Here is a 26,107-nt window from a genome sequence, read left to right on the forward strand (position 1 = left end):
ATGTTCACCGGGATCATCGAAGAGCGCGGCGAGATCGTCGCCGTCGAGCCCGCGGGCGACGGCCTGCGCGTCACCGTGCGCGGCCCCCGCGCCGTGTCGGACGCCGCGCAGGGCGACTCGATCGCCGTGTCCGGCGTGTGCCTCACGGTCGTCGATCAGGGCGACGACTGGTTCGCCGCCGACGTCATGCACCAGACCCTCGCGGTCACGAGCCTCGGCGAGATCGGCCCCGGCACGCCGGTGAACCTCGAACGCGCGCTCGCCGCGCACACCCGCCTGGGCGGACACATCGTGCAGGGCCACGTCGACGGCACGGGCACCGTGCTCGAGGTCTTCCCGGGCGAGCAGTGGCAGGTCGTGCGGGTGTCGCTGCCGGCGGATCTCGCCCCGCTCGTCGTCGACAAGGGCTCGATCACGGTCGACGGCGTCTCGCTCACAGTCAGCGCCGTCTCCCCCGCCACCGAGCCCGAGCAGTGGTTCGAGGTCTCGCTCATCCCCGAGACCCTCGAGGTCACGACCCTCGGCCTCCGCCGGGCGGGCGACCTCGTCAACCTCGAGACCGACATCCTGGCGCGCCACGTGCAGCGCCTCCTCGCCTTCTCCACGACCCCGAACGACTCCGAAGGAGGCTCGCGATGAGCCCTTCCGCCACCCCCGGCCTGTCCACCATCCCCGAGGCCCTCGACGCCCTGCGCGCCGGCCGCCCCGTCATCGTCGCCGACGATGAGAACCGCGAGAACGAGGGCGACATCATCCTGTCGGCCGAGCTCGCCACCCCCGAGTGGCTCGCCTGGACGATCCGCTGGTCGAGCGGGTTCATCTGCGCGCCCATGCCGGCGGAGTGGGCCGACCGGCTCGACCTGCCGCCGATGGTCGCGGTGAACGAGGACGTGCGCGGCACCGCGTACACGGTGAGCGTGGATGCCGCGGACAAGGTCTCGACCGGCATCAGCGCGACCGACCGCTCGCACACCCTGAACGTGCTCGCCGACCCGGCATCCACCCCCTCGGCGGTGATCCGGCCGGGGCACATCCTGCCGCTGCGCGCCGTCGACGGCGGCGTGCGCGAACGCGCCGGGCACACGGAGGCGGGCGTCGAGCTCATGAAGCTCGCCGGGCTCCAGCCGGTCGCCGCGATCGGCGAGGTCGTCGCCGAGGACGGCTCGATGATGCGCCTGCCGGGTCTCATCGAGATGGGTGCGCGCGAAGGCATCCCGGTCATCACGATCGAGCAGCTCATCGCCCACCTCGACGACACCGCGCCGATCGCGAGCGCCGACGCCGCCGGCGACGGCGAGACCGCCCGGCACGGCGCGCGCCGCCGCGTGAGCCTCCGCGCCGAGGCGCAGGTGCCGACGTCGCACGGCACGTTCCGCTTCCTGGCGTACAAGGACCGCGTCACCGGCACCGACCACATCGCGGTCGTGTCCGGCGACCTGCATTCGGGCGCCGACGGATCCGAGGCGCCGCTCGTGCGCGTGCACTCCGAGTGCCTCACCGGCGAAGCGTTCGGCTCGCTCAAGTGCGAGTGCGGGCCGCAGCTCGACGCCGCCCTCGACGCCATCGCGACCGGCGGAGGCGTCGTCGTCTACATGCGCGGGCACGAGGGCCGCGGCATCGGGCTCATCAACAAGCTGCGGGCCTACAGCCTGCAGGAGCGCGGGCTCGACACCGTCGACGCGAACCTGGCCCTCGGGCTCCCGGCGGATGCCCGGGATTACGCGGCGGCGGCCGGCATCCTCGGCGACCTGGGCGTCGAGAAGGTGCGCCTGCTCACGAACAACACCGACAAGGTGAACCAGCTGCGCGCGCTCGGCCTCGACATCGTCGAGCAGGTGCCGCTGCTGGTGGGCGTCGGGGCGAACAACCACCAGTACCTCGAGACCAAGCGCGACCGGATGGGTCACATCATCGGCGCCGACGAGCTCGAGGCGGCCCTCGCGCACGGCGCCGAGCCCACCCCGGCCACGACCGACACCGACACCACCACCGACACCGTCACCAAGGAGCACGCATGAGCGGCCACGGCGCCCCCGCCCCCCAGCAGATCGACGCGGCGGGCCTGCGGGTCGTCGTCGTGGCCGGCCAGTGGCACGACGTCATCACCGACGGGCTCATCGCCGGCGCGGAGCGCGTGCTCGAGGCATCCGGTGCCGACTGGCGCCTCGTGCGCGTGCCGGGCTCGTTCGAGCTGCCGGTGGCCGCGAAGGCGGCGCTGGATGCCGGGGCCGACGCGGTCGTCGCGCTCGGCGTGATCATCCGGGGCGGCACGCCGCACTTCGAGTTCGTCTCGTCGGCCGCGACCGACGGTCTCACGCGCGTCGCGCTCGACACCGGCAAGCCGGTCGGGTTCGGGGTGCTCACCCTCGACGACGAGCAGCAGGGCATCGACCGCGCGGGGCTGCCCGGCTCGAAAGAGGACAAGGGCGCCGAGGCCGCCGACGCCGCCCTGCGCACCGCGCTGCTGCTGCGCGCGCTGCGCGGCTGACCCGCGCCGCCGGCGTGCGCCGGCGCACCGGCGCACCGGCGCACCGGCGCACGCCCAGCTTCAGGTAGACTGAGGGTATGGAGATTCTGCGTCACGTCGTCGTCCTCGTCCACCTGGTGGGCTTCGCGGTGCTCTTCGGCGCCTGGGTGGTCGCCGCGTTCGGCGAGCGCCGCTTCACGCGGCTGATGACGTGGGGCATGGTCATCGCCGCCGTCGCCGGCCTCGCCCTGGCCGCCCCGTGGGGCATCTCGTACGAGCTGAACTACGTCAAGCTCGGCGTGAAGCTCGTGATCCTGCTCGTGATCGGCGCCCTGCTCGGCATCGGCACCGCGCGCCAGCGCAAGACCGGCACGCTCGCCCCGGCGCTGTTCTGGAGCGTCGGCATCCTCACCTTCGTCAACGCGGCCCTGGCGGTCATCTGGCGCTGAGCGCCCCGCCCCGTTCGACCGCCTACGCCCGGCCACGTTCGGCCGGGCGTAGGATCGTTTCGTACCCCGGAACCCTGCCGGAGTGCTCGGTGCCCCCCAACGCCGCGACGCCCGCCGCATCACCCCCGCCACGGACGCCCGCCACCGGCGCGTCCCACGAGGACCTCTCCACGATCGACAGGTCTTCTTCCCGTATGTCTTCCTCTTCGGCCGCGTCCGCGACGCCCGCCTCCGCCCCCGGCGATTCCGCCGCCCCCGCCAACCCCCGCTCGCGCGTCATCACCGCGAGCCTCGTCGGCACCACGATCGAGTTCTACGACTTCTACGTCTACGCGACGGCAGCCGTCCTCGTCTTCCCGATCCTCTTCTTCCCGACGGGCAACGAGACCACCTCGCTGCTCTCGTCGTTCGCCGTGTTCGGCGCCGCGATGGTCGCCCGCCCCATCGGCGCGGTGATCTTCGGGCACTTCGGCGACCGCTTCGGCCGCAAGGCGACCCTCGTGGCATCCCTGCTCACGATGGGTATCGCGACGTTCCTGATCGGATGCCTGCCGACGTACAACGACATCGGCTGGTGGGCGGCGTTCCTGCTGCTGCTGCTGCGCCTGTTCCAGGGCTTCGCCCTCGGCGGCGAGTGGTCGGGAGCGGCGCTCGTCGCCACCGAGAACGCCCCGAAGGGCAAGCGCGCCTGGTACGGCACGTTCCCGCAGCTGGGCGCGCCGATCGGATTCATCATCGCCAACACGGTGTTCCTCGTGATCAACTTCGCCCTGCCGCACCCCGACGGCCCGGCGCAGCGCTCCGAGGCGTTCCTCACCTGGGGCTGGCGCGTGCCGTTCCTGTTCTCGGCCGTCATGGTCATCATCGGCCTGTGGGTGCGCCTCAAGCTCGTCGAGTCGGAGACGTTCACGAAGGCCGAGCAGACCGGCGCGATCCGCAAGTTCCCCCTCGGCGAGGTCATCCGCTCGAACTGGAAGAACCTCATCCTCGGCACCTTCATCATGCTGGCGACCTACGTGCTCTTCTACCTGATGACGAGCTTCACGCTGTCGTACGGCACGAAGCCGACCGTCGAGGGCGCGCAGAAGGTCGCGGATGCCGCGGGCACGGCCTTCGACCCCAGCACGTATGTCGCGGGGCTCGGCTTCGGCTACACCGACTTCGTCATCATGCAGATCATCGGGGTGATCTTCTTCGGCATCTTCACGCTGCTCTCCGGCCCCGTCGCCGACACGATCGGGCGCCGCAAGCTGCTCATCTGGGTGACCGCGGCGATCGGCGTGTTCGGCCTGCTGTTCAACGTGTTCCTCATGCCGCAGCTCGACCCGAAGTTCACCGGCGCGCTCGTGCAGGCCTTCCTCGTGTTCGGCTTCACGCTGATGGGGGCGACGTTCGGGCCGATGGGCGCGGTGCTGCCCGAGCTCTTCCCGACGAACGTCCGCTACACAGGCTCGGCGATCTCGTACAACGTGTCGTCGATCCTCGGCGCGGCCCTCGCGCCGCTCGTCGCCGTCGCCCTCTGGGCCGCGGCGGGTGGGCAGCCGTGGCTGGTCGGCCTCTACCTCTCCGGGTCGGCGGTGCTCACGCTCATCGCGCTGGCGCTGTCGAAGGAGACGAAGGACGTCGACTACGACACCAACATCGGCCTCGGCGAGACCGGCTCGCTCTGACCGGGGTTCGCTGACCGGTCCCTCCGACCGCCACAACGTGCGGCACCGCGCAGGCGGTGCCGCACGTTGTGGCGACAGCACACGGATGGACGCGTGGCTCTTGAGTTCGCTCGCACAACGGAGCATAATGTGGCCTGACCACAAGTCCTCGACAGTGGCACTCATGCGCAAGCTCGTCGTCTGCGGCGCCGATGGAAACTTCGGCGCCATCGCCGCGGACACGCTTCTCAGCCTCGTCCCCGCGGAGCGCGTGCGCGTCGCCGCACCCACCGTCGAGGGCACCTCCCGCTATCGGGATGCCGGCGTCGACACCGCGGTCACCAACTTCAACGACACCGCCGGGCTCACCGCAGCCTTCGAGGGGGCGGAGAAGGTGCTCGTCATCTCGATGCCCTTCGTCGGACCGAAGCGTCGTGACGCCCACCGCAACGCCGTCGACGCCTGCATCGCGGCGGGCGTCTCCCAGATCGTCTACGTCTCGCTCGTGAACGCCACCGACCCGACGAACCCGAGCATCGAGAAGATCGACCACGCCTGGACGGAGGCCTACATCCAGGCATCCGGGATCGACTACGTGTTCCTGAGGAACTCCCAGTACGCCGAGGCGATGATCACGGCGTACTTCGCCTCGCTCCCCCAGGGCGAGATGGCCAACAACGCCGGCGACGGGCGCATGTCCTTCATCTCGCGCCGCGACTGCGCGACGGCGGCCGCGTACGCGCTCGCCAACCGGTTCCTGCACACCGAGGTGTCGTCGGCACCGTTCTCCTCCGAAGGCATGGTGACCTTCGGACAGGCGATCCGTGAGGGCAAGATGGCCGTCCACACCGACGATTTCCGGATGATCACCGGCCGTCGTCCGATCACGGTGCGCGACATGTTCGCGCTGAGCGACGAGTTCCAGGTGGGGGCGCGGCACTCCGTCGACGCCTGACCGGGAGGCCGATGCGAGACGCCGACGGCGGCGAACCCGTCGCCGAGCTGCGGCGCCTCCGAGCGCTGCGGGCCGACCTCGCCCGCGCCGAAGCCGAGCAGGTGCGGCGCGCTCGCGCGCGCGCCCACTCGTGGGTCGCGATCGCGGACGCCCTCGAGATCAGCCGTCAGGCAGCGCACAAGAAGTACGGGAGAAGATAGAGGGGCAGGACCCGACGACCCGAGTCGGAGCGGACCGCGCCCGCGGCGCGGCCCGATCGCCGCACGGGCCCCGGTACCCGAACCTGCAGGAAAGCCGCACATGTCCTCTGCCTCCTCCCCCCGCCGCCCCGCCCGCGCCGCGCGCCCGTCCCGCACCGCGAAGGACGAAGGCCCGCGCGCGAGTCTGCGCCAGCTGCTGCCGTTCGTCTTCGAGCACAAGAAGACGCTCATCGCGGTCGCAATCCTGAGCGTGCTCGCCGCCGCCGCGACCCTCGCCCAGCCGCTCGTCGTCGGCCAGGTGATCGAGCGGGTGCAGCAGAGCGCCCCGGTCGGCACGCTGGTGTGGGTGCTCGTCGCTCTCGTCGTCGCGTCGTCGCTGATCAGCGGCATCCAGCACTATCTGCTGCAGCGCACCGGCACCGCGGTCGTCTACTCCAGCCGCCGGCGGCTGATCGCGCAGCTGCTGCACCTGCCGGTGCAGGAGTACGACGCGCGGCGCACCGGCGACCTCGTCTCACGCGTCGGCACCGACACGACGCTGCTCTACGCCGTGCTCACCCAGGGACTCGCCGACTCGGTCGGCAACGCGCTGATCTTCGTCGGCGCCATGATCGCGATGCTGCTGATCGACCCCGTGCTGCTGCTGCTCATCCTCGTCGTCGTGGGCGCTTCGGTCGCCGTCGTCGGCGCGCTCAGCGGGCGCATCCGGCGCGCCACGACCGTGCAGCAGGAGAAGGTCGGCGAGCTCGCCTCGGGTGTCGAGCGCGCGATCGGCTCGATCCGCACGATCCGCGCCTCAGGCGCCGCCTCGCGCGAGCAGGCGGCGATCGACCAGACCGCGCGCGGCGCCTACGACGCGGGCGTGCAGGTCGCGAAGGCATCCGCGTTCATCGTGCCGATCGCCGGCATCGCGCTGCAGCTCTCGCTGCTGGTCGTGCTCGGGGTGGGCGGTTTCCGGGTCGCCTCGGGAGCCATCACCATCGCGCAACTCGTGACGTTCGTGATGTTCCTCTTCTTCCTCGTGCAGCCGCTCGGGTCGTTCTTCGGCGCCATCACCTCGGTGAATCAGGCGCTCGGCGCGCTCGGGCGCATCCAGGAGGTGCTCGACCTCCCCACCGAGACCGCGCACGACGCCGAGGGCGCCGCCGCCGCCGACGAGGCCCGCCGCGCCTGCCCCGATGCCGATCTCACCGGCCCGATCCAGACCGTCGGCGATCTGCTGGCCGCGCGCGACACCTCTGCGATCGAGTTCCGCGGCGTGCGGTTCGCCTACCCCACAGCGGTCGTCCGCACCCGCCGCACCGTCGAGGAGGAGGCCCAGCCCGCCCTCGCCGACGTCCACGCCGACGCCGCTCCGGTCACCGACACGGACGGCGACGTGCTGCACGATGTCTCGTTCACGGTCCCGCGCGGCGCGCGGGTCGCGCTCGTCGGACCCTCGGGCGCGGGCAAATCGACGACCCTCGCGCTCATCGAGCGCTTCTACGACCCCGACGCCGGCGCGGTGCTGCTCGACGGCACCGACGTCCGCCGGATCGACCGCACCCGACTGCGCGCACAGCTCGGCTACGTCGAGCAGGATGCCCCGACGCTCGCCGGCACGATCGGCGACAACCTGCGGCTCGCCTCCCCCGAGGCATCCGATGCGGCGTGCGAGCGCGTGCTGCGCGCGGTGAACCTCGGCGAGGTGCTCGAGCGGTCGCCGCTCGGGCTCGACGCGCCCGTCGGCGAGGCCGGCGTCATGCTCTCGGGCGGCGAGCGCCAGCGCCTCGCGATCGCGCGCGCGCTGCTGGCGGCGCCGCCGATCCTGCTGCTCGATGAGTCGACCTCGTCGCTCGACGGGCTGAACGAGCAGCGCATGCGCGAAGCCATCGACGCCGTCGCGGCCGGTCGCACCCTCGTCGTGATCGCGCACCGGCTGTCGACCGTCGTCGACAGCGACCTCATCATCGTGCTCGACCGCGGACGCGTGGTCGGCCAGGGCACCCACGCCGAGCTCGTCGAGTCGGTGCCCCTCTACCGCGACCTCGCCCGGCACCAGCTGCTGGTCTGACCCGGCGCCGGTCGGCGCAAACCGGATTCGGAAAGCGCGAACAGAATCGGATGCCCCGTGCTGAGGCATCCGATTCTGTTGCGTTCTTGCGAATCCAGTGCGGCGCGCGCGAGCGCGAGCCGCGCCGGCCGCAGTCAGGCGGACTGGGCGAGGCGCAGGCGGTAGCGCAGCGCCGCGAGCTCGGCGTAGAGCGCCGGCGGCACCTTGCCGTCGAAGGTGCGGTAGAAGTCCTCGGTGAGGTCGGTCTCCTGCAGCCACAGCGCGGGGTCGATCTCGAACAGGGCGTCGAGGTCTTCCTGCGGCACCTCGATGCCGTCGAGGTTCAGGTCGCTCATCTGCGGCAGACGGCCGATCGGGCTGTCGACGGCGGGAACCTTGCCCTCGATGCGGCGGATGATCCAGTCGATGACGCGCGAGTTGTCACCGAACCCGGGCCAGAGGAAGCGTCCGTCGGCCCCCTTGCGGAACCAGTTGACCTGGAAGACCCGCGGCGCGCGGTCGAAGCGCAGCTTCTGCCCGACCTTCAGCCAGTGACCGAAGTAGTCGGCCATGTTGTAGCCGCAGAACGGGAGCATCGCGAACGGGTCGCGGCGGAGCTCCCCGACCGTGCCCTCGGCGGCGGCGGTGCGCTCGGAGGAGATGTTCGAGCCGAGGAAGACGCCGTGGGTCCAGTCGGTCGCCTCGACGACGAGCGGCACGTTGGTCGCGCGGCGCCCGCCGAAGAGGATGCCGTCCAGCGGCACGCCCTCCGGGGCATCCCAGTCGGCCGCGATCTGCGGGCACTGCGCCGCGCTCACGGTGAAGCGGGAGTTGGGGTGCGCGGCGGGCCGGCCGGCGTCGGGCGTCCACGGGTTGCCCTCCCAGTCGGTGAGCTCGGCGGGCACGTCGTCGGTGAGCCCCTCCCACCAGACGTCGCCGTCGGGGCGGAGCGCCACGTTCGTGAAGATCGTGTTGCCCCAGAGGGTCTCGACGGCCGTCACGTTCGTCGACTCGCCGGTGCCGGGCGCGACGCCGAAGAAGCCGGCCTCGGGGTTGATCGCCCAGAGGCGTCCGTCGTCACCGGGACGCAGCCACGCGATGTCGTCACCGAGCGTCTCCACGCGCCAGCCGGGGATCGTGGGGCGGAGCATCGCAAGGTTGGTCTTGCCGCACGCCGACGGGAACGCCGCCGCCAGGTGGTACTTCTTGCCCTCGGGGCTGATGACGCGGATGAGCAGCATGTGCTCGGCGAGCCAACCCTCGTCGCGGCCGATCACCGAGGCGATCCGCAGGGCGAAGCACTTCTTCGCGAGGATCGCGTTGCCGCCGTAGCCCGATCCGTACGACCACACCTCGAGCGTCTCGGGGTAGTGCACGATGTACTTCTCGTCGTTGCAGGGCCACGCGGCATCCTTCTCACCGGGCTCGAGCGGAGCGCCGACCGTGTGCACGGTCTTCACCCACGGCTTGCCGGCGGCGATCTGGTCGAGCACCTCGGTACCGACGCGGGTCATGATGCCGATCGAGGTGACGGCGTAGGCCGAGTCGGTGATCTGAACGCCGATGTGCGAGAGCGGGCCGCCGACGGCGCCCATCGAGAACGGCACGACGTACATGGTGCGCCCGCGCATCGAGCCCTCGAACAGGGGCGTGATGGTCGCGCGCATCTCGGCGGGGTTCGCCCAGTTGTTCGTGGGGCCGGCGTCCTCCTCGCGCTCGGAGGCGATGAAGGTGCGCCCCTCGGTGCGGGCGACGTCGCTCGGGTGCGAGCGGGCGAGGTACGAGCCGGGTCGCCACTCGGGGTTCAGCTTGATGAGCTTGCCCTCGTCGACCTGCTCGCGCAGCAGCGCCTCGTTCTCGGCGCGCGATCCGTCGACCCAGTGGATGCGGTCGGGCTGGGTGAGCGCGGCGATCTCGTCGACCCAGGCGAAGAGCTCGTCGAGGCCCTCGCCGGCCCGGACCGGTCGCGCGCCGTAGGTGCGGTACGCCGCCCCGGCGCTGCGGCCCTCGGCGGGGGCGGACGCGGTGCGGGTGAACAGATCGGCGATGGCCATGTCAGCTCCTTCGTGGGCGGTCTCTGGTGCTCGTGTTTCCACTGTGCGCCGATTCAGCCCGAGTTTCGAACGAAACAGGGCGCAAGAATCGCGATTGTTTCGCTATCATCAAGGAATGGCTTCTGCTCTCGAGCTGTCGACGCTCGGTCACCGCATCCGTCATCACCGCGTCGCGCGGGGGTACACCCTCGACGAGCTGGGCGCGCTCGTCGGGGTGGCGGGCAGTCAGCTGAGCCTCATCGAGAACGGCAAGCGCGAGCCGAAGCTGTCGCTGCTGCAGGCGATCGCGCACGCGACGGGCACGGATGTCACCGACCTCCTCTCCCCCGAGCCGCCGAACCGGCGCGCCGCCCTCGAACTCGACCTCGAGCAGGCGCAGAACTCGCCCGTGTTCCGGCGCCTCGGCATCCCCGCCGTGCGCGTCACCAAGGCGACCAGCGACGAGACGATCGAGTCGATCCTGGGCCTGCACCGCGAGCTGCAGCGCCGCGAGCGCGAGGCGATCGCGACGCCCGAGGAGGCCCGGCGCGCGAACACCGAGCTGCGCCTGCGCATGCGGGAGCGGGGCAACTACCTGCCCGAGATCGAGCACCTCGCCGAGAAGCAGCTCAAGGCCGCGGGGCACACCGGCGGCGCGCTCACGCACCGGAGCGTCAGCGTCATGGCGTCGCAGCTGGGCTTCGAGCTCATCTACGTCGACGACCTGCCGCACTCCGCCCGGTCGGTGACCGACCTCGAGAACGGACGCATCTACCTGCCGCCGGCGTCGATCCCCGGCGGTCACGGCCTCCGCTCGATGGCGCTGCAGGCGATGGCGCATCGGCTGCTCGGGCACACGCCGCCCACCGACTACGCCGACTTCCTGCAGCAGCGGCTCGAGATCAACTACTTCGCGGCGTGCTGCCTCATGCCCGAGACGGCATCGGTCGCTTTCCTCGCCCAGGCGAAGAAGGACCGGAACCTCGCCGTCGAGGACTTCCGCGACGCGTTCGGCGTGACGCACGAGGCGGCGGCGATGCGGATGACGAACCTGCTGACCGAGCACCTCGGCACGCGCCTGCACTTCCTGCGGGTCGACGGAGCGGGGGCGATCAACCGGGTCTACGAGAACGACGACCTGCCGCTGCCGATGGATGTCACCGGATCGGTCGAGGGGCAGATCGTCTGCCGCAGGTTCGCCGCGCGCGCCGCCTTCGCGGAGCAGAACCGCACCGTCGAGCACTATCAGTACACCGACACCCCCGCCGGCACCTTCTGGTGTTCGAGCCAGACCGGGCGCACGGGCGACGGCGAGTTCTCGATCACGGTCGGCGTGCCCTTCGACGACGCACGCTGGTTCCGCGGCCGCGAGACCCACAAGCGCGCCGTGTCGACCTGCCCCGACGAGTCGTGCTGCCGACGCCCGGATGCCTCGCTGACCGACCGCTGGAACGGGAAGGCTTGGCCGAGCGCGCGCGTGCACATGCAGATGTTCTCGCCGCTGCCGCGGGGGGCGTTCCCCGGCGTCGACGACGGCGAGGTCTACGCCTTCCTCGACCGGCACGCGCAGGAGTAGGGCGTTTTCGACCCTCCCGCGTTGGAGCGGGGGTGCGTCTGGGTGTATCGTTGATGCGCTAGTGAGGTTCCCCTAACCTAACTCCCCGAACGAAATCCACACCGTGCTCGCCACTTTCCTGATCGGTCTCCGCGAAGGCCTCGAAGCCGCCCTCGTCGTCGGCATCCTCGTCGCCTACCTCACCCGTATCGGCCGCCGCGACGTCCTCCCGCGCGTGTGGGCAGGCATCGGCCTCGCCGTTGCGCTCGCCCTCGGCATCGGCGCGATCCTCACCTTCGGTTCGTACGCGCTCACCTTCGAAGCGCAGGAGCTCCTCGGCGGCATCCTCTCGCTCCTCACCGTCGCGATGGTGACCTGGATGATCTTCTGGATGCAGAAGACCGGGCGCACGATGAAGCGCACGCTCGAGGGTGGGATCGATCGCGCTCTGTCCGCCGGCGGGGCGTGGGCCCTCGTTGCGATCGGGTTCATCTCCGTCGCACGCGAGGGAATCGAGACGACGCTGCTGCTGTGGTCGACGGTGCAGTCGTTCGGCGACGCGCCGTCGACCCTGCTCGGCGCGCTCCTCGGGCTCGCTGCCGCGGTGGCGATCGGGTGGCTCCTCGCCCGCGGCATGGTGCGCGTCGACCTGCGCGTCTTCTTCGCGTGGACCGGCGCGTTCCTCGTCGTTGTCGCGGCGGGCGTGCTCGCCTACGCCATCCACGATCTGCAGGAGGCCGGCGCCCTTCCCGGGCCGTTCACCGCGCTCGCCCCGGTCGAGGCCACCGGCGCGGTCGCGACCGGATGGGCGGCGTTCCCGTTCGGCTGGGCGTTCGATCTGCGCGCGGTGATCCCGCCGACGTCGCCGCTCGCCGCTCTCCTGCAGGCGACGATCGGCTTCATGCCGCAGATGACCTGGCTGCAGGTCGTCGCCTGGGTGGTCTACCTCGCCGTCGTCGGCACGATCTTCGTGCGAGGGCTCCGGCGCCGCCCGGCGTCCACGCAGGACCATCGCGCGATGCCCGCGGCGTCAGAGGTCGCTCGCCCCTCCATCCCTCATCCGCAAGGAGCATCATGACCCCCTCCCGCACCCTCACCGCCGTCGCGAGCGTGGGGCTTGTGGCCTTCGCCCTCGCGGGCTGCGTCGCGAAGACGGATGCCGCGGCGTCGGGCGCTCTCACGGTCTCGTCGACCGACAGCGCCTGCGACGTCTCGGCGGCGACCGCCAAGAGCGGCACGCTCACCTTCGACGTGACCAACCAGAGCTCCGACGTGAGCGAGTTCTACCTGCTCGCCGACGACGGTCTGCGCATCGTCGGCGAGGTCGAGAACATCGCCCCCGGCGCCTCGCGCACGCTCACCGTCGTCGCGCAGCCGGGCGACTACTACACGCTCTGCAAGCCCGGCATGGTCGGCGAGGGCGTCGGCAAGGCCTCCTTCGCGGTCTCGGGCGAGAAGGTCGCCGCGACCGGCGACGACGCCGAGCAGAAGCAGAAGGCCGTCGACCTCTACGCCGCGTTCGTCAAAGACCAGGTCGAGCAGCTCGTCCCCGCCGTCGACAGCTTCGTCGCGGCGTACGAGTCGGGCGACGACGACGCGGCGGAGGCGCAGTTCCCCACCACCCGCGCCTTCTACGAGCGCATCGAGCCGGTGGCCGAGTCGCTCGGCGACCTCGACCCGCGCATCGACTACCGCGAGGTGGATGCCGTGGCCGAAGGCCTCGAGTGGACCGGCTTCCACCGCATCGAGAAGGACCTCTGGGTGCCCGCGCAAGATGCGCTCAACTCCGACGGCGTGACGCCGGCCTGGCAGAACTGGCAGCCGTCGACACCCGCCGAGCGCGCCGCCTACGGCGACCAGCTGATCGCCGACGTCGCGGAGCTCAACGACTACGTGCACTCGGATGCCTTCACCGAGGCCCTCGACGCGCAGGGGATCGGTGGCGTCTCGAACGGGGCGATCGGGCTGCTCGACGAGGTGGCTACCGGCAAGATCTCCGGCGAGGAGGACTGGTGGTCGGGCACCGACCTGTGGGACTTCGCGGCGAACGTCGAGGGCTCCGAGATGGCGTTCTCGCTCGTGCGGGATTTCGCCTCGTCGTCGGGCTCGGAGGGCGCCGCTCTCGTTAAGCAGATCCAGACCGGCTACGACGACCTCGACGCGTCGCTCGCACAGCACGGTTCGCTCGAGTCCGGGTTCGTGAACTACCGCGAACTCACCGAGGCCGACAAGCGCGAGTTCACCGACCTCATCAACGCGCTCGCCGAGCCGCTGTCGAAGCTCACGTCGACCATCCTGGCGTGATGACCACGAACGACGACGCCCTCCCCGACGCGCCGGCGGGCGCGGAGACCCCGCCGGCCGGCGGGGTCTCCGGTGCCGAGGTCCGCGGCGGCGAGGCGCGCGGCGGCCTCAGCCGGCGCGGGCTCATCGGACTCGCCGCGGGGATCGGCGCCGCCGGCCTCGCCGTAGGGGCGGGCGCGGGGTCGGCCGCCGGCGTCGCCGTCGGCCGAGCGCGGGTGGGCGCCTCCGAGGCATCCGTGCACCCGTTCTTCGGCGTGCACCAGGCGGGCATCACGACGCCGGTGCAGGATCACCTGCACTTCGCGTCGTTCGACATGATGGCGCGCACGAACCGCGACGACCTGATCGAGCTGCTGCAGGACTGGACGTATGCCGCGGCGCGCATGAGTCAGGGGCTGGACGTCTCGGCGACGGGCGCGGTGGGTGGATCGCCCGAGGCGCCGCCCGACGACACGGGCGAAGCCCTGGGGCTCGCCGCCAACGGACTGACGATCACGTTCGGGTTCGGGCCGACGCTGTTCCAGACCGGGGCGGGTGAGGACCGCTACGGCATCGCCGCGCAGCGCCCCGCGGCGCTCACCCCGCTCCCCGCGTTCCTCGGCGACGACCTCGATCCGCTCGCCTCGGGCGGCGACCTCGTGATCCAGGCGTGCGCCGACGACCCGCAGGTGGCGGTGCACGCGATCCGCAATCTCAGCCGGATCGCGTTCGGCCGGGCGCGGCTGCGCTGGTCGCAGCTCGGATTCGGCAAGACGTCGAAGACGACCGCCGACCAGGCCACGCCTCGGAACCTCTTCGGGTTCAAGGACGGCACCGCCAACATCCTCGCCGACGACACGGCCGCGCTCGACGCGCACGTCTGGGTCGGCAGCGGCGACGAGCCCGCGTGGATGACGGGGGGCTCGTACCTCGTCGCGCGCAAGATCGCGATGCTCATCGAGACCTGGGACCGCGTGCGGCTCGCCGAGCAGGAGCGGGTCACCGGTCGCGACAAGGCGATCGGGGCACCGCTGTCGGGCGGACAGGAGAACACCGCGCCCGACTTCGCGGCCACGGGCCCGGGCGGCGCGCCGGCCATCGACGCGCGCAGCCACGTGCGACTCGCGCACCCCGACCTCAACGGCGGTAATCGCATCCTCCGCCGCGGATACAACTACGTCGACGGCAACACCGGGCTCGGGCGCCTGGACGCCGGGCTGTTCTTCCTGTCGTACCAGCGCTCCCCCGACCAGTTCGTCGCGCTGCAGAAGGCCCTCGCCACCGACCTCCTCGCCGAGTACATCCGCCACATCGGCTCGGGCGTCTGGGCCGTGCCGCCGGGCGCCGCGGCCGGCTCGTACGTCGGTGCGGGGCTGTTCGACGCCTGAGGTCAGTCCGGGCCGGTCGGATGGCCGTCCCGACCTGCCTGCCGCCGCGCGGGGAGACTGAATTGTGCACACGAGAGCCCGGGCCGGCCCGGCCCAGGCGATCGCGCGCTCGCCTGGGGCGGCCGTCCGCCGGCGAGGAACTCGACGTAGCGCGCGAGCGCCGCAGCGACGGATGCCTCGTCGAGCTGCACCTCGACCGTCCCGACGACCGGGGCGAGATGGTGCCGGTCCACGGCCAGTGCGTGCTTCCACGTGCCGACCACCCGGCCGCCGGTGACGAGCACGGGAGCGACGGCGCCGTTCGGCCCCGGGCCGATGGCTGCCACGAGCCGCGGCGAGGCGGCGACCGTTCGATCCGCGTAGGACAGGTAGTACTCGTCGAACGCCGGGAGGGCGACGACGTCCGGCGCGGCCGCGTCTTCCGGCGCGGCCGCGTCTTCCGGCGCGGCCGCGCCAGAGTCGCCAGCCGTCGCGCTCGTCCCGGCCGCCTCGGCGAACAGGCCCTCCTCGACCTCGGTGACGCGCGTTCCCGCACCCTCGAGCGCCGAGCGCGCGAGCCCGAGCGGAAGCCCGGCCCACCAGCGGAAGTCGGCGAGCCCGGCCGGTCCGTGCCCGCGCAGGTAGCGGACGAGGATCTCCGCGAGCGGATCGGCCGGCGCCGTGGCATCCTCGACCCCGTGCGGCCGGCCCCGCGTGCCGTTTGCAGGAGAATCGCGCGCACCGCCGCGCGCGTTCCACGTGTTTCCGCGGCTCGCACGCGCGACTCGGCACAGAGTTCCTGCAAACGGCACCCGCACCGGCGGTCACGGCCGCCCTATAATCGACTCGTCCGGCGCGCGACGACGCGGGCCGGAGCTCGAAAAAGGGGCACGCGAGACAAACACGGCATCCACCACCGTTCCTGTCTCTCGGAGGACCCATGCCCACCGTCTCCGCGCACGTCGCCCAGACCCTCGCCCGCCACGTCGACCACGTCTTCGGGGTGATGGGCAACGGCAACGCGCACTTCCTCGACGCGCTCGAGCGCTCGACCGACGTCACCTACACCGCGATGCGGCACGAGGCCGGCGGGGTCGTCGCCGCCGACGCGCACTTCCGTGCGGGCGGCCGGCTCGCCGCGGCCACCGCCACCTACGGCGCCGGATTCACCAACACGCTGACCGCGCTCGCCGAGGCCGTGCAGGCGCACGTGCCGCTCATCCTCGTCGTCGGCGACGAGCCGACGAGCGGTCCGCGCCCGTGGGACGTCGACCAGATCGCGCTCGCCTCCGCCGTCGGCGCCCGCACCTACACAGTCAGGCGGGCGGATGCCGCCGCGACGACCGTCATCGCCGTCGAGCACACCCTCTCCTACCGCGTGCCGACAGTGCTCGCGATCCCCTACGACGTCGCCAAGCTCGACGCGGGAGAGGTGCCGGATGCCTCGCAGACGCCCGCCCCGCACCTCCCCGCCCCGCTCGCACCGGCGACGCCGTTCGCCGCGGCCGCGGTCGATGAGCTCGCGCGCACGCTGGCATCCGCCCGCCGCCCCGTGCTGCTCGCCGGTCGCGGCGCGTGGCTCGCGGGCGCCGGAGACGCGCTCGGCCGACTCGCCGACGCGACGGGCGCGATCACCGCGACGACGGCGCTCGGACGCGGTATCTTCCCGCGCGGCGAGTTCGACCTCGGCGTGACCGGCGGATTCGGCGCCGAAGCCGCGATGGAGCTCATCGGCACCGCCGACGTCGCCGTCGTCTTCGGCGCGGGCCTCAACCAGTTCACGATGCGCTTCGGGCAGCTGTTCTCCCCCGGCACGCGCGTCGTGCAGATCGACATCGCGCCCGCGGCGACGCATCCGCACGTGGGCGGGTTCATCCGCGGCGACGCGCGCCTCGTCGCGGAGGTGCTGCTCGAGCGGCTCGCGCATGAGTCACCCCGGGAGCGCTGGCTGACCCCCGACGACATCGCCGCCGCGCGCATGCGCGAATCCGGCGACCCCCTCGCCCCCGACGGGCGCCTCGACCCCCGCTCGGTCGCGGTGCGCATCGCCGAGCTACTCGAGAGCGACCCCTCGACGCGCGACCGCGTCGTCGTCAGCGACGGCGGCCACTTCATCGGCTGGGCGAACATGTACTGGCCGCTCGCGTCGCCCGATCGCATGATGATGGTCGGCACGGCATATCAGTCGATCGGCCTCGGCTTCCCGTCGGTGCCCGGCGCTGCACTCGCGAAGCCGAATGCCACGGTCGTCCTCTCCACGGGCGACGGCGGCGGACTCATGGCCCTCGCCGATCTCGAGTCGGCGGTGCGCGTCGCGGGCGGCCGCGGACTCGCCGTCGTCTGGAACGATGCGGCCTACGGGGCCGAGGTCAACCTGTACGGCCTGCAGGGCCTCGCCCGCGAGCCCATGCTGATCCCCGAGGTCGACTTCGCCGGCCTCGCCGCCTCGGTCGGCGCCCGCGGAGTCGTCGTCCGCAGCCTCGCCGACCTCGACGCGCTGGGCGAATGGGCAGCGGCCCCGGCATCCGACCGACCCTACCTCCTCCTCGACTGTCGAATCTCGGGGGAGGTCATCGCGCCGTATCAGCAGGAGATCATCCGCGTGAACTCCTGACGCCCGGCTTCTGCGGCGGCGCCGCCGCGCCGCGCACGGCGGACGAGGAATGCCAGAGCCTGGCAGAACGCTGATCCTCGAGTGCGCACTGAGTGTGAACAGGGAGGGATGCCATGGAAGGCCTCGAAGTCACGGTTCTGCTGGGCCTCGCGATCCTGGCCGGGACGGTGCTCGCGCCGCGCCTGCGGATCGCGACACCGCTCGTCCTCGTCGTGATCGGGCTGCTGCTCGGATTCGTCCCGGCACTGCGCGACATCCAGCTGCCGCCCGAGACCGTGCTGCTCCTCTTCCTGCCGGTCATGCTCTTCTGGGAGAGCCTCACGACCTCGTTGCGCGCGGTCCGGCAGTCGCTGCGGTACATCGTGCCGATGTCGACGCTTCTCGTCGTCGCGTCCGCGTTCGCCGTGGCATGGATCGCGACGCTCTTCGGAGTGCCGTTCCATACGGCGCTCCTTCTCGGTGCCGCCGTCGCTCCGCCGGATGCCACGGCGGTCGCCGCCCTCGGGCGTCTGCTTCCTGAGCGGATGTTCATGAAGCTCAAGGCCGAGAGTCTGACAAACGACGGGACGGCGCTCGTGCTCTACTCGATCGCCCTCTCGCTCGCCCTCGGCGAGAACATCTCGGGATGGTCGATCACCGGGATGGTGGCCGTCTCCTACCTGGGCGGCGCCGCGGCCGGCATCGCGGTTGCAGCGCTCGTCTACCTGGCGCTGCGGCGCGCGCGCCACGCCCTCGTCATCAACACGACGCTTCTGCTCGTGCCGTTCGTCGCCTTCCTCCTCGCCGAGCTCGTCGGCGCCTCCGGCGTGCTGGCGGTCGTCTTCGCGGGTCTAATCGTGGCCTGGTCGCACGCGGGCATCACGACCGCGACGTCGCGGCGCCAGGCGCAGTTGGCATGGCCGTTCGGCGTGTATCTGCTCAACGGGGCGCTGTTCGTCCTCATCGGACTCGAGGTGCAGTACGTCGTGCACGACGTCCCGGCCCGGCAACTCGGCATGCTCGTGGCCATCACGATCGCGACGTGGATCGCACTGATCGTCGTCCGGTATGTGTTCCTGACCTTGTTCGCGCCATTCTCCCGGACCCCGCGAGACCCGCGGTTCGGCCACCACCACCGCGGACGCATCGTCAATACGTTCGCCGGGTTCCGCGGCGCCGTGTCGCTTGCGATCGCCCTGTCCGTTCCGCCATCCATCGAGGGCATCGGCGAACTCACCGGGCGCGACATCGTCGCGTTCGTGACGGGCGGGGTGATCCTCGTGAGCCTTCTCGTGCAGGGGACGCTGCTCCCCGCGATCGTGCGCTGGGCGCGCTTGCCGCAGGATGAGACCGCGGCCGAGGAGTACGAGCTCGCGCAGCGCACGATCACGGGTGCGACTGTCGCCGTGCTCGACGACCTCGCCGCCGAGCACGGCATCAGCGACGAGGTGCGCGACCGGATCCGCCGCGAGACCTACGAGTACCTCGAGCTCGCCAATGCACGCGCCTACGCCCGGCAGAGCCGCGCCGACGCGGCATCCATCTCCGAGCTCGAGAGCATGCTCTCTACCCCGGAGGCCGGGAACCACGCGGGCGCCGGGGACGACGCGGATGACGAGGGTGCCGCGGATGCCTCGTGGGCGCGCTCGACTGCGCCCTCGAATTCCGTAGGGGGCGCGGCGATGCCCGCCCTGTCGGCCTCGCCGGCCTCACCGCTCGAGATGATTGCGACGAGCGACGACATCGACCTGACTCAGCGCTCGCCCATCATCCGGTACGAGGAGGCGACGCGACTGCGCCTCGCCGTGCTCGAGCGCAAGCGCGCCGTGCTGCACCGGTTGCGGCGCGAGGGCACGATCGACGACCTCGTCGTCCGACGGATCGAGGACCACCTCGACATCGACGAGTTGCGCCTGCGTGGCGTGGACCCGCTCGAGTGAACCCGCCCGACGCGACCTACAGCAGCCAGGCGTCGAAGAAGACGGCGAGCTCCTGCACGCCGTCCACGCCGTCCAGGGGGAAGACACCGGCGACGTACTGGTCGGGGCGCACGACGACGACCGCCCCGTCTCGTGAGATGCCGCGTTCCGCATAGATGTCGGTCGCGTTCCAGCGGTTGGGCGCTGCGGCGAACACCTTCTCCCAGTCGGTGAGGTGCAGCGGGCCGGTGCGCGGGCGGAAGATCGCGGGGACGCGCGTGACGTCGATCTCGTCATAGCCTCCCGGGTAGATCACCTTCGCGTCGAACACCGCGTCGATGTCGGCGCCGGCGGGCGTGTGGCGGACGATCGGGGAGTCGGGGGCATCGGCGAGCCAGCCCGCGAAGTCGGCGAGCGCCGTGCCGTCGGCATCCGCGAAGGCATAGATCCGCCAGCGACCGTCGGCCTTCGCGTGGTGTCCGAGATGCACGACGTTGCCGTCTGCGGCGCGCGTGACCGGCGCACTCTTGAATCGCTTGCCGATCGGGAATCCCGTCGCGCGCTCTTGATGCGCGGCGTCCGCGACGACACTCGCACCCGGCTCGTACTGCGTCATGAACCCCGACGGGAACTCGGCCGTCGCGAGGTAGTAGGTCGCAAGGTCCTCGGGGTCGCTGATCTCCTCGGGCTTTCGTGCCATGAGGCTCGACCACTCCTTGTCGAAGTCGATGAGCTGCTGGGCCACCGGGCGGCGCTCGGCGGCGTAGGTCGACAGAAGGGATGCAGGGGCGAGCCCGGTCACGACCGCGCCGAGCTTCCAGCCGAGGTTGAAGCCGTCCTGCATCGAGACGTTCATCCCCTGCCCGGCCTTGGCGCTGTGCGTGTGGCACGCATCGCCGGTGAGGAAGACCCTCGGCAGGCGGTCGGTGCCGTGCGCGTCGTCGAGTCCGTCGGTGACCCGGTGGCCGACTTCGTAGACGCTGTGCCAGGCAACTTCCTGCACGTCGAGCGTGTAGGGGTGCAGGATCTCGTTGGCGCGGCGGATGATCTCCTCGTGCGGCCGGGGCTGCCCCCGGAGTTGTCCCCGACCAAGAACAGACCGTTGTTCCGACGCGAGCTGCTGCCACACGAACCGGTGAAGCGTCCTCCGGACTCACACCCTCCGAGTTGGCCCGGGCGCTGGACGTGACGCCGAAGCGAATCCGCGACATCCTTCGGGCGCAGCACGGAACATTCCCGCGCGCCGGCGATCGCTGGGGAGCCCTGACATCGGAGCAGGAGTCACACGTACGGGCACGACTGCGCCGCGGGAGCGTCGAGTTTTCGACGGAAGGCGACTGAAGGAGGGGTCCGTCGCGCTGAGTAGCGCCCGGGCGGGGCACGGTCAACCCGCTGGTGTGCACGCGCATGGGCTGATCGAATCGGGACATGACCTCCCCGCATCAGGCTCCCGCCGCCGGCGCCGCGCCCACCCCGATCGCCTACGACCACGTCATCGTCGGAGGCGGGATGGTCGCCGACGCGGCGGCACGGGGCATCCGGGAGCGCGATGCCGACGCGACGATCGCGATCATCAGCGACGACATCGACGAGCCGTACACCCGTCCCGCGCTCAGCAAGAAGCTCTGGACCGACCCCGACTTCACGTGGGACGACGTTCCGCTGGGCACCGCCGACGACACCGGCGCCGTGGTCGTCCTGCGCACGCGGGTCACCGCCCTCCGCCCCGACGCGCACGAGCTCGACACGGATGCCGGCGACACCTATCCCTACGGCACCGTCCTCATCGCGACCGGCGGCACCCCCGTCGCGCTGCCGATCGAGGGCGGGGGCGCGAGCGACCGGGTGCTCACCTTCCGCACCGCGGAGGACTATCGGCACCTCCGCGCCCTCGCCGCGCAGGCCGACCGCATCGCGGTGGTCGGGGGCGGCTACATCGGCAGCGAACTCGCCGCCGCGCTCGTGCAGCAGGGCGTCGACACCGTGCTCGTGCACAGCACGGCCACCCTCGGCGCCGACGTTTTCCCCGCGGATCTCGCCGACCATTTCGCCGGGATGTTCCGCGACGCCGGCGTCGAACTCGTCGGCGGCCACGAGGTGGTCGGCGGCGTCGCCGGCGACGCGGGAGTGCGACTCGACCTCGAAGGCGGCGCGACGGTCGTCGCGGATGCCGTGGTCTCGGGCCTCGGCATCGAGGTGCAGACCGAGCTCGCCGAGTCCTCCGGCATCGCGACGGGCGACGGCATCGTCGTCGACGCGCACCTGCGCACCGATCGGGCCGACGTCTTCGCCGCCGGCGACGTGGCCGAATACCCCGACCGCATCCTCGGATGCCGCCGCGTCGAGCACGTCGACAACGCGGAGCAGATGGGCCGGCAGGCGGGTCGGAATCTCGCGGGCGCCGGCGAGGAGTACACCCACACGCCGTACTACTACTCCGTCGTGTTCGGCACCCGCTACGAGGCGGTCGGCACGCTCGACGGATCGCTCGAGACGGTCGAGGACTGGGTCGAGCCGCTCGAACGCGGCGTCGTCTACTACCTCGACGACGACCGCGTCGTCGGCGTGCTGCTGTGGAACATCGACGATCGAACGGATGCCGCGCGCGCCGTTCTCACCGAGGACGGACCCGTCGATCGCGATGCCCTCATCGGTCGCATCCGCGAGGAGGCCTCATGACCGACGACCAGTACGCCTTCGGCAACCCGGTCACGCGCTACCCTCGGGTCGAGCCGCCGCTCCAGCATCAGGACGAGCCGGCGGTGCAGGGCGTCATGACGCCCGTCCCCGACCTCGGCGAGCACACCTACCGGGGCTCCGGCCGGCTCGCGGGGCGGCGCGCGCTGATCACCGGCGGCGACTCCGGCATCGGCGGGGCGGCGGCGATCGCGTTCGCGCGCGAGGGCGCCGACGTCGCGATCGTGCACCGACCGGGCGAGGAACCGGACGCCGCGCACGTCCTCGGTCTCATCCGGGAGGCGGGGCGTCACGGCGTCGCGCTCGTGGCCGACCTCACCGACGCCGAGCGCTGCCGCACCGTCGTCGCCGACGCCGTCGCCGAGCTCGGCGGTCTCGACATCCTGGTCAACAACGCGGGCAAGCAGACCGCCGTGGCGAAGGTCGAAGATCTCAGCGACGAGCAGTTCGAGGCGACGTTCCGGACGAACGTGTTCGCCCCGTTCCGGCTGATCAAGGCCGCCCTCCCCCACCTGACGCCCGGGTCGACGATCATCAACACGGCCTCGCTCGAGGCGTACGTGCCCGCGCCCGATCGGCTGGACTACGCGGCGACGAAGGCCGCGATCAACAACCTCTCCAAGGGTCTCGCGCAGCAGCTGGCTCCCCGCGGCATCCGCGTCAACGTCGTCGCCCCCGGCCCGACCTGGACGGCCCTGCAGGTGTCGGACGGCGTCTCCGACGAGCAGATGACGCACTTCGACGACGAGAACGAGTACCGCCGCGCCGGCCAGCCCGCCGAGATCGCGCCGGCGTTCGTCTTCCTCGCCTCGGCCGAGTCGGGCTACGTCTCGGGCGAGACGCTCAACGTCAACGGCGGGATGGTCACCCCGTGATGACGCCCGACGCACCGGCATCCGATCTCACCGTCTACGCGCTGCACGCGCTCGGCGGCAGCGCAGCGGAGTTCCGCCCCGTCGCCGCGGCGCTGCGCCCCGGCATCCGACTCGTGCCGATCGACCTGCCCGGCTTCGGCGACGCCGTCGACCTGCCCGGGTACACGGTCGCCGAGATGGCCGATGTCGTCATCGACGGCATCCGCCGCGACGACTCCGCCCACGGCGGCCGCTGGCTGCTCCTCGGGCACAGCATGGGCGGCAAGGTCGCCTCGGTCGTCGCCCGGCGCGCGCTCGCCGGCGACGATCCCGTGTTCGGCTTCGCGGGCGTCGTGCTCGTGGCCGCCTCGCCGCCGACGCCCGAGCCGATGAGCGAGGACAAGCGGGCCGAGATGATCGGCTGGGCCCGCGACGGCTGGCTCGGCGAGAACGAGGCCCGCGCGTTCGTCGAGGCGAACACCGCCCTGCCGCTCGGCGGCGAGTGCGATGCGCGGACGATCGACGACCTGCGCCGAGCGGCACCGGATGCCTGGGTGCACTGGCTCGAGCACGGCAGCCGTGAAGACGTGTCGGCCGTCGTCGGCACCCTGGACGTGCCCGCGGTGATCGTCGCGGGCGAGGACGACGACGATCTCGGCGCCGACGCGCAGCCGCGTCTGCACGGCGACGTCTATCCGCGCGCCCGCCTCGTGCGCCTGCGCGAGACGGGTCACCTCGTGCCGCAGGAGCGGCCGGAGGAGGTCGCGGCGGCGATCGCCGCCCTGGCCGACGAGATCGAGGCGCACGCCCCCGCGGTGCCCGCCGACTGGGCGCGCCTCATCGCCTCCCCCGCTCTCACGCCGCGGGTGCGCGCGACGCTCGCCGCCCGGGCGATCGCCGACGACCCGGCCTACCGGCCGCGCGCGCTCACACCCGCGCAGCTCGAGACGCTGCGACGGTTCGCCGACCTCGTCGTGCCGCAGTCGGACGCCCCGGCCGCCGGCCGCGGGCGCATCGACCTCGCCGCGCGCGTCGACCGGCAGCTCGCGGCGGGCGAGGGCGACGGATGGCGCCGCGCCGACCTCCCGCCCGACGCGGTCGCCGCGGGGCTCGCCCTCGACGCGCTCGCCGACGTCAACCTCGACGACGACGTCGTCGCCGCGCTCGTGTCGGGCCGCCTCGAGCTGCCCGGCTCGGCGCTCTCGCCCGCGCAGCTGCAGGCGTGGGCCGAAGACGCCCGGGTCGACCTCGTGCGCCATTGGCTCGCCCACCCGGCATCCCTCGCCCGCACCGGCAACGACAGCTTCGCCACGCGCGGGTTCCCCGAGCCTCGGGGGTTCACAATGCTCGCCGCCGGCCTCCGCGAGGCGTGGGAACCCGGCGGTCTCGGCGACGTCGACACCTCGCGCGACACCCTCCCCTCGGGCCCCGCCGCGTGACCGGCGACGGAAGCGGAGGCCCCACGAGCGCCCTCGCCCTCGACACCTCTCGCATGCGCCGATTCGAGCCGGGCGAGGAGGTCGACGTCGTCATCGTCGGCACCGGCGCCGGCGGCGCCCCGGTGCTCGCCGAACTCGCCGCGGCCCGCCTGCGCGTCGTGGCCCTGGAGGCGGGTCCGTTCTTCGACCCCGCCGATCACACGCCCGACGAGACCGACGCCGCCGAGATCAACTGGATGAGCGAGCGGCTCTCCGGCGGCGACGACCCGACCGCGTTCGGGCCGAACAACTCCGGCCGCGGCGTCGGCGGATCGACGCTGCACTGGGGCGCGTTCACCCCGCGCCCCGACGCGGGTCAGCTGCGCCTGCGCACCGAGACGGGTGAGGGTCGCGACTGGCCCTTCTCCCTCGAGGAGCTCCTCCCCTTCCTCGTCCGCGCGGAGCGCGATCTCGGCGTCAGCGGTCCCGCGGACTATCCCTGGGATCCCGCCCGCTCCTACGCCTACGCGCCGGCCGGCCGCAACGCCTCCGCGCAGCACATGGCGGACGGATGCCGCGTCCTCGGCATCCGCGCGACCGACGCCCCCGCCGCGGTCCTGACCCGCCCCCGCGAGCAGCACGGCATCCCGCGCGGCGCGTGCATCGCGTGCGGCACCTGCCACCAGGGCTGCCGCACCGGCGCGAAGGCGACGATGGGGACGACCTACCTCCCCGCGGCGATCGCGGCGGGCGCCGAGATCCGCGCCGAGGCGATGGTGCACACCGTCGAGACCGATGCCGCGGGGCGGGTGAGCGCGGTCGTCTACCGCCAGGCCGGCCGCGATCTGCGCCAGCCGTGCCGCGCGCTCGTGCTGGCCGGGGGCGGTGTCGAGACGCCGCGCCTGCTGCTGGCGAACGACCTCGGCAACGCGAACGGGCAGGTCGGGCGGAACTTCCTCGCCCACCCGGCGACCCAGGTGTGGGGCACGTTCGACGCGCAGCAGCGCGCCTACCGCGGGTATCCCTCCTCGCTCATCACCGAGGACTTCCTGCGTCCGCCCGGCGCCGACTTCGCCGGCGGCTACCTCATCCAGAGCCTCGGCGTCATGCCGCTCACGTTCGCGACGTCGCTCGTGCGCGGCGGCGGGCTGTGGGGCGCCGAGCTCATGGCAGCCCTCGAAGGGGCGCGGTACACGACCGGACTCGGCATCAACGGTGAGTGTCTGCCGCAGCGCGACAACGCGCTCGTCCTCTCCGGCGAGGTCGACGAGCACGGCATCCCGCGCGCCGAGGTGTCGTTCACCGCCGGGGCGAACGAGAAGGCGCTGATGCGGCACGCGACCGACGTCATGGTGCGGATCCTCGAGGCGGCGGGCGCCACGTCGACCCGCGTGCTCGACCGCACCGCGCACACGCTCGGCACCTGCCGGATGAGCGACGACCCGCAGGACGGCGTGGTGGATGCCTCGGGCCGCAGCCACGAGGTCGAGAACCTCTGGATCGTCGACAACTCGACCTTCCCGAGCGCCCTCGCCGCCAACCCCGCCCTCACCCAGGTCGCGCTCGCGCTGCGGAGCTCCCAGCACCTCCTCGCCGGACACTGACCGGCCCTGCCGGTCAGTGTCCGCTCGAGCGG

At 72.0% G+C, this 26,107-nt stretch carries 20 protein-coding genes and 1 pseudogene; 18 read left to right on the top strand and 3 right to left on the bottom strand.

Features of this window, described 5'->3' with window-relative positions; genetic code table 11:
- From FHX68_RS08555 to FHX68_RS08590, 8 genes are all read left to right on the top strand, one after another.
- A complete protein-coding gene (locus FHX68_RS08555) occupies nucleotides 1-639 on the top strand; it encodes a riboflavin synthase (RefSeq protein WP_141378930.1) in 639 nt (212 codons plus the stop codon).
- Nucleotides 636-2,018, top strand: coding sequence for a GTP cyclohydrolase II (ribA, locus tag FHX68_RS08560; protein WP_141378928.1), 1,383 nt, complete (start codon nucleotides 636-638; stop codon nucleotides 2,016-2,018). Before FHX68_RS08555 ends, ribA begins: the two co-directional genes overlap by 4 nt.
- On the top strand, nucleotides 2,015-2,488 hold the full coding sequence (gene ribH, locus FHX68_RS08565; RefSeq protein ID WP_141378926.1) for a 6,7-dimethyl-8-ribityllumazine synthase: 474 nt from the start codon (nucleotides 2,015-2,017) through the stop codon (nucleotides 2,486-2,488). Before ribA ends, ribH begins: the two co-directional genes overlap by 4 nt.
- Nucleotides 2,489-2,565: 77 nt before the next feature.
- The gene (locus tag FHX68_RS08570; protein WP_141378924.1) at nucleotides 2,566-2,916 is read left to right on the top strand and encodes a Fe-S protein; all 351 of its coding nucleotides are present in this window, start codon (nucleotides 2,566-2,568) and stop codon (nucleotides 2,914-2,916) included.
- A 194-nt stretch (nucleotides 2,917-3,110) separates the two neighbouring features.
- Nucleotides 3,111-4,586 (top strand): MFS transporter, encoded by a 1,476-nt coding sequence (locus FHX68_RS08575; protein ID WP_141378922.1) that lies wholly within the window; start codon nucleotides 3,111-3,113, stop codon nucleotides 4,584-4,586.
- Nucleotides 4,587-4,749: 163 nt separating this feature from the next.
- Complete coding sequence (locus tag FHX68_RS08580; protein WP_141378920.1) at nucleotides 4,750-5,520, top strand: NAD(P)H-binding protein; 771 nt, start codon at nucleotides 4,750-4,752, stop codon at nucleotides 5,518-5,520.
- 11 nt (nucleotides 5,521-5,531) lie between these two features.
- Nucleotides 5,532-5,720 carry an AsnC family protein gene (locus FHX68_RS08585; protein ID WP_141378918.1) on the top strand — a complete coding sequence of 63 codons (189 nt, stop codon included), beginning with the start codon at nucleotides 5,532-5,534 and terminating at the stop codon, nucleotides 5,718-5,720.
- A gap of 100 nt (nucleotides 5,721-5,820) precedes the next feature.
- Nucleotides 5,821-7,773 (top strand): ABC transporter ATP-binding protein, encoded by a 1,953-nt coding sequence (locus tag FHX68_RS08590; protein WP_141378916.1) that lies wholly within the window; start codon nucleotides 5,821-5,823, stop codon nucleotides 7,771-7,773.
- 134 nt (nucleotides 7,774-7,907) lie between these two features.
- Here the strand turns inward: FHX68_RS08590 and FHX68_RS08595 are convergent, their stop codons facing one another.
- Nucleotides 7,908-9,806 (bottom strand): phosphoenolpyruvate carboxykinase (GTP), encoded by a 1,899-nt coding sequence (locus tag FHX68_RS08595; protein WP_141378914.1) that lies wholly within the window; start codon nucleotides 9,804-9,806, stop codon nucleotides 7,908-7,910.
- 115 nt (nucleotides 9,807-9,921) lie between these two features.
- Here FHX68_RS08595 and FHX68_RS08600 point away from each other — a divergent pair, with 115 nt between their 5' ends.
- The 4 genes from FHX68_RS08600 (at nucleotide 9,922) to efeB (ending at nucleotide 15,011) form a co-directional block, all read left to right on the top strand.
- Complete coding sequence (locus FHX68_RS08600; protein ID WP_141378912.1) at nucleotides 9,922-11,361, top strand: XRE family transcriptional regulator; 1,440 nt, start codon at nucleotides 9,922-9,924, stop codon at nucleotides 11,359-11,361.
- Nucleotides 11,362-11,464: 103 nt separating this feature from the next.
- The gene (gene efeU / locus FHX68_RS08605; RefSeq protein ID WP_141378910.1) at nucleotides 11,465-12,418 is read left to right on the top strand and encodes an iron uptake transporter permease EfeU; all 954 of its coding nucleotides are present in this window, start codon (nucleotides 11,465-11,467) and stop codon (nucleotides 12,416-12,418) included.
- Nucleotides 12,415-13,644 (top strand): iron uptake system protein EfeO, encoded by a 1,230-nt coding sequence (gene efeO / locus FHX68_RS08610; RefSeq protein ID WP_141378908.1) that lies wholly within the window; start codon nucleotides 12,415-12,417, stop codon nucleotides 13,642-13,644. The genes efeU and efeO overlap by 4 nt, the downstream gene beginning before the upstream one ends.
- Nucleotides 13,644-15,011, top strand: a complete 1,368-nt coding sequence (gene efeB, locus FHX68_RS08615; protein ID WP_141378906.1) for an iron uptake transporter deferrochelatase/peroxidase subunit — start codon at nucleotides 13,644-13,646, stop codon at nucleotides 15,009-15,011. Before efeO ends, efeB begins: the two co-directional genes overlap by 1 nt.
- Before the next feature lie 2 nt (nucleotides 15,012-15,013).
- Here efeB and FHX68_RS08620 read toward each other — a convergent pair whose 3' ends face one another.
- Nucleotides 15,014-15,802, bottom strand: a complete 789-nt coding sequence (locus tag FHX68_RS08620) for a DNA glycosylase AlkZ-like family protein (RefSeq protein ID WP_170214173.1) — start codon at nucleotides 15,800-15,802, stop codon at nucleotides 15,014-15,016.
- 128 nt (nucleotides 15,803-15,930) lie between these two features.
- On the opposite strand from FHX68_RS08620, the gene FHX68_RS08625 reads away from it, so the two are divergent.
- Together FHX68_RS08625 and FHX68_RS08630 are read left to right on the top strand one after the other, a co-directional pair.
- Entirely contained in the window at nucleotides 15,931-17,604 is a 1,674-nt protein-coding gene (locus FHX68_RS08625; RefSeq protein WP_141378902.1) for a thiamine pyrophosphate-binding protein, read from the top strand.
- Between the two features lie 113 nt (nucleotides 17,605-17,717).
- A complete protein-coding gene (locus tag FHX68_RS08630) occupies nucleotides 17,718-19,523 on the top strand; it encodes a Na+/H+ antiporter (RefSeq protein ID WP_141378900.1) in 1,806 nt (601 codons plus the stop codon).
- Nucleotides 19,524-19,539: 16 nt separating this feature from the next.
- On the opposite strand, the pseudogene FHX68_RS08635 reads toward FHX68_RS08630, so the two are convergent.
- Nucleotides 19,540-20,562: pseudogene (locus FHX68_RS08635) on the bottom strand (FAD-dependent monooxygenase); the annotation flags it as partial.
- Between the two features lie 368 nt (nucleotides 20,563-20,930).
- On the opposite strand from FHX68_RS08635, the gene FHX68_RS08640 reads away from it, so the two are divergent.
- The 4 genes from FHX68_RS08640 to FHX68_RS08655 are packed head-to-tail and all read left to right on the top strand — an operon-like array spanning nucleotide 20,931 to nucleotide 26,075.
- Nucleotides 20,931-22,181 carry an NAD(P)/FAD-dependent oxidoreductase gene (locus FHX68_RS08640; protein WP_141378899.1) on the top strand — a complete coding sequence of 417 codons (1,251 nt, stop codon included), beginning with the start codon at nucleotides 20,931-20,933 and terminating at the stop codon, nucleotides 22,179-22,181.
- Nucleotides 22,178-23,074 (top strand): SDR family oxidoreductase, encoded by an 897-nt coding sequence (locus tag FHX68_RS08645; RefSeq protein ID WP_141378897.1) that lies wholly within the window; start codon nucleotides 22,178-22,180, stop codon nucleotides 23,072-23,074. Before FHX68_RS08640 ends, FHX68_RS08645 begins: the two co-directional genes overlap by 4 nt.
- Nucleotides 23,074-24,492, top strand: a complete 1,419-nt coding sequence (locus FHX68_RS08650; protein WP_229661395.1) for an alpha/beta fold hydrolase — start codon at nucleotides 23,074-23,076, stop codon at nucleotides 24,490-24,492. The genes FHX68_RS08645 and FHX68_RS08650 overlap by 1 nt, the downstream gene beginning before the upstream one ends.
- Nucleotides 24,489-26,075, top strand: coding sequence for a GMC family oxidoreductase (locus FHX68_RS08655; protein WP_244926845.1), 1,587 nt, complete (start codon nucleotides 24,489-24,491; stop codon nucleotides 26,073-26,075). The genes FHX68_RS08650 and FHX68_RS08655 overlap by 4 nt, the downstream gene beginning before the upstream one ends.
- The last annotated feature ends 32 nt before the right edge of the window (nucleotides 26,076-26,107 follow it).

The sequence above is a fragment of the Microbacterium lacticum genome, assembly GCF_006716815.1.
In the GTDB taxonomy this organism is placed as follows: domain Bacteria; phylum Actinomycetota; class Actinomycetes; order Actinomycetales; family Microbacteriaceae; genus Microbacterium; species Microbacterium lacticum.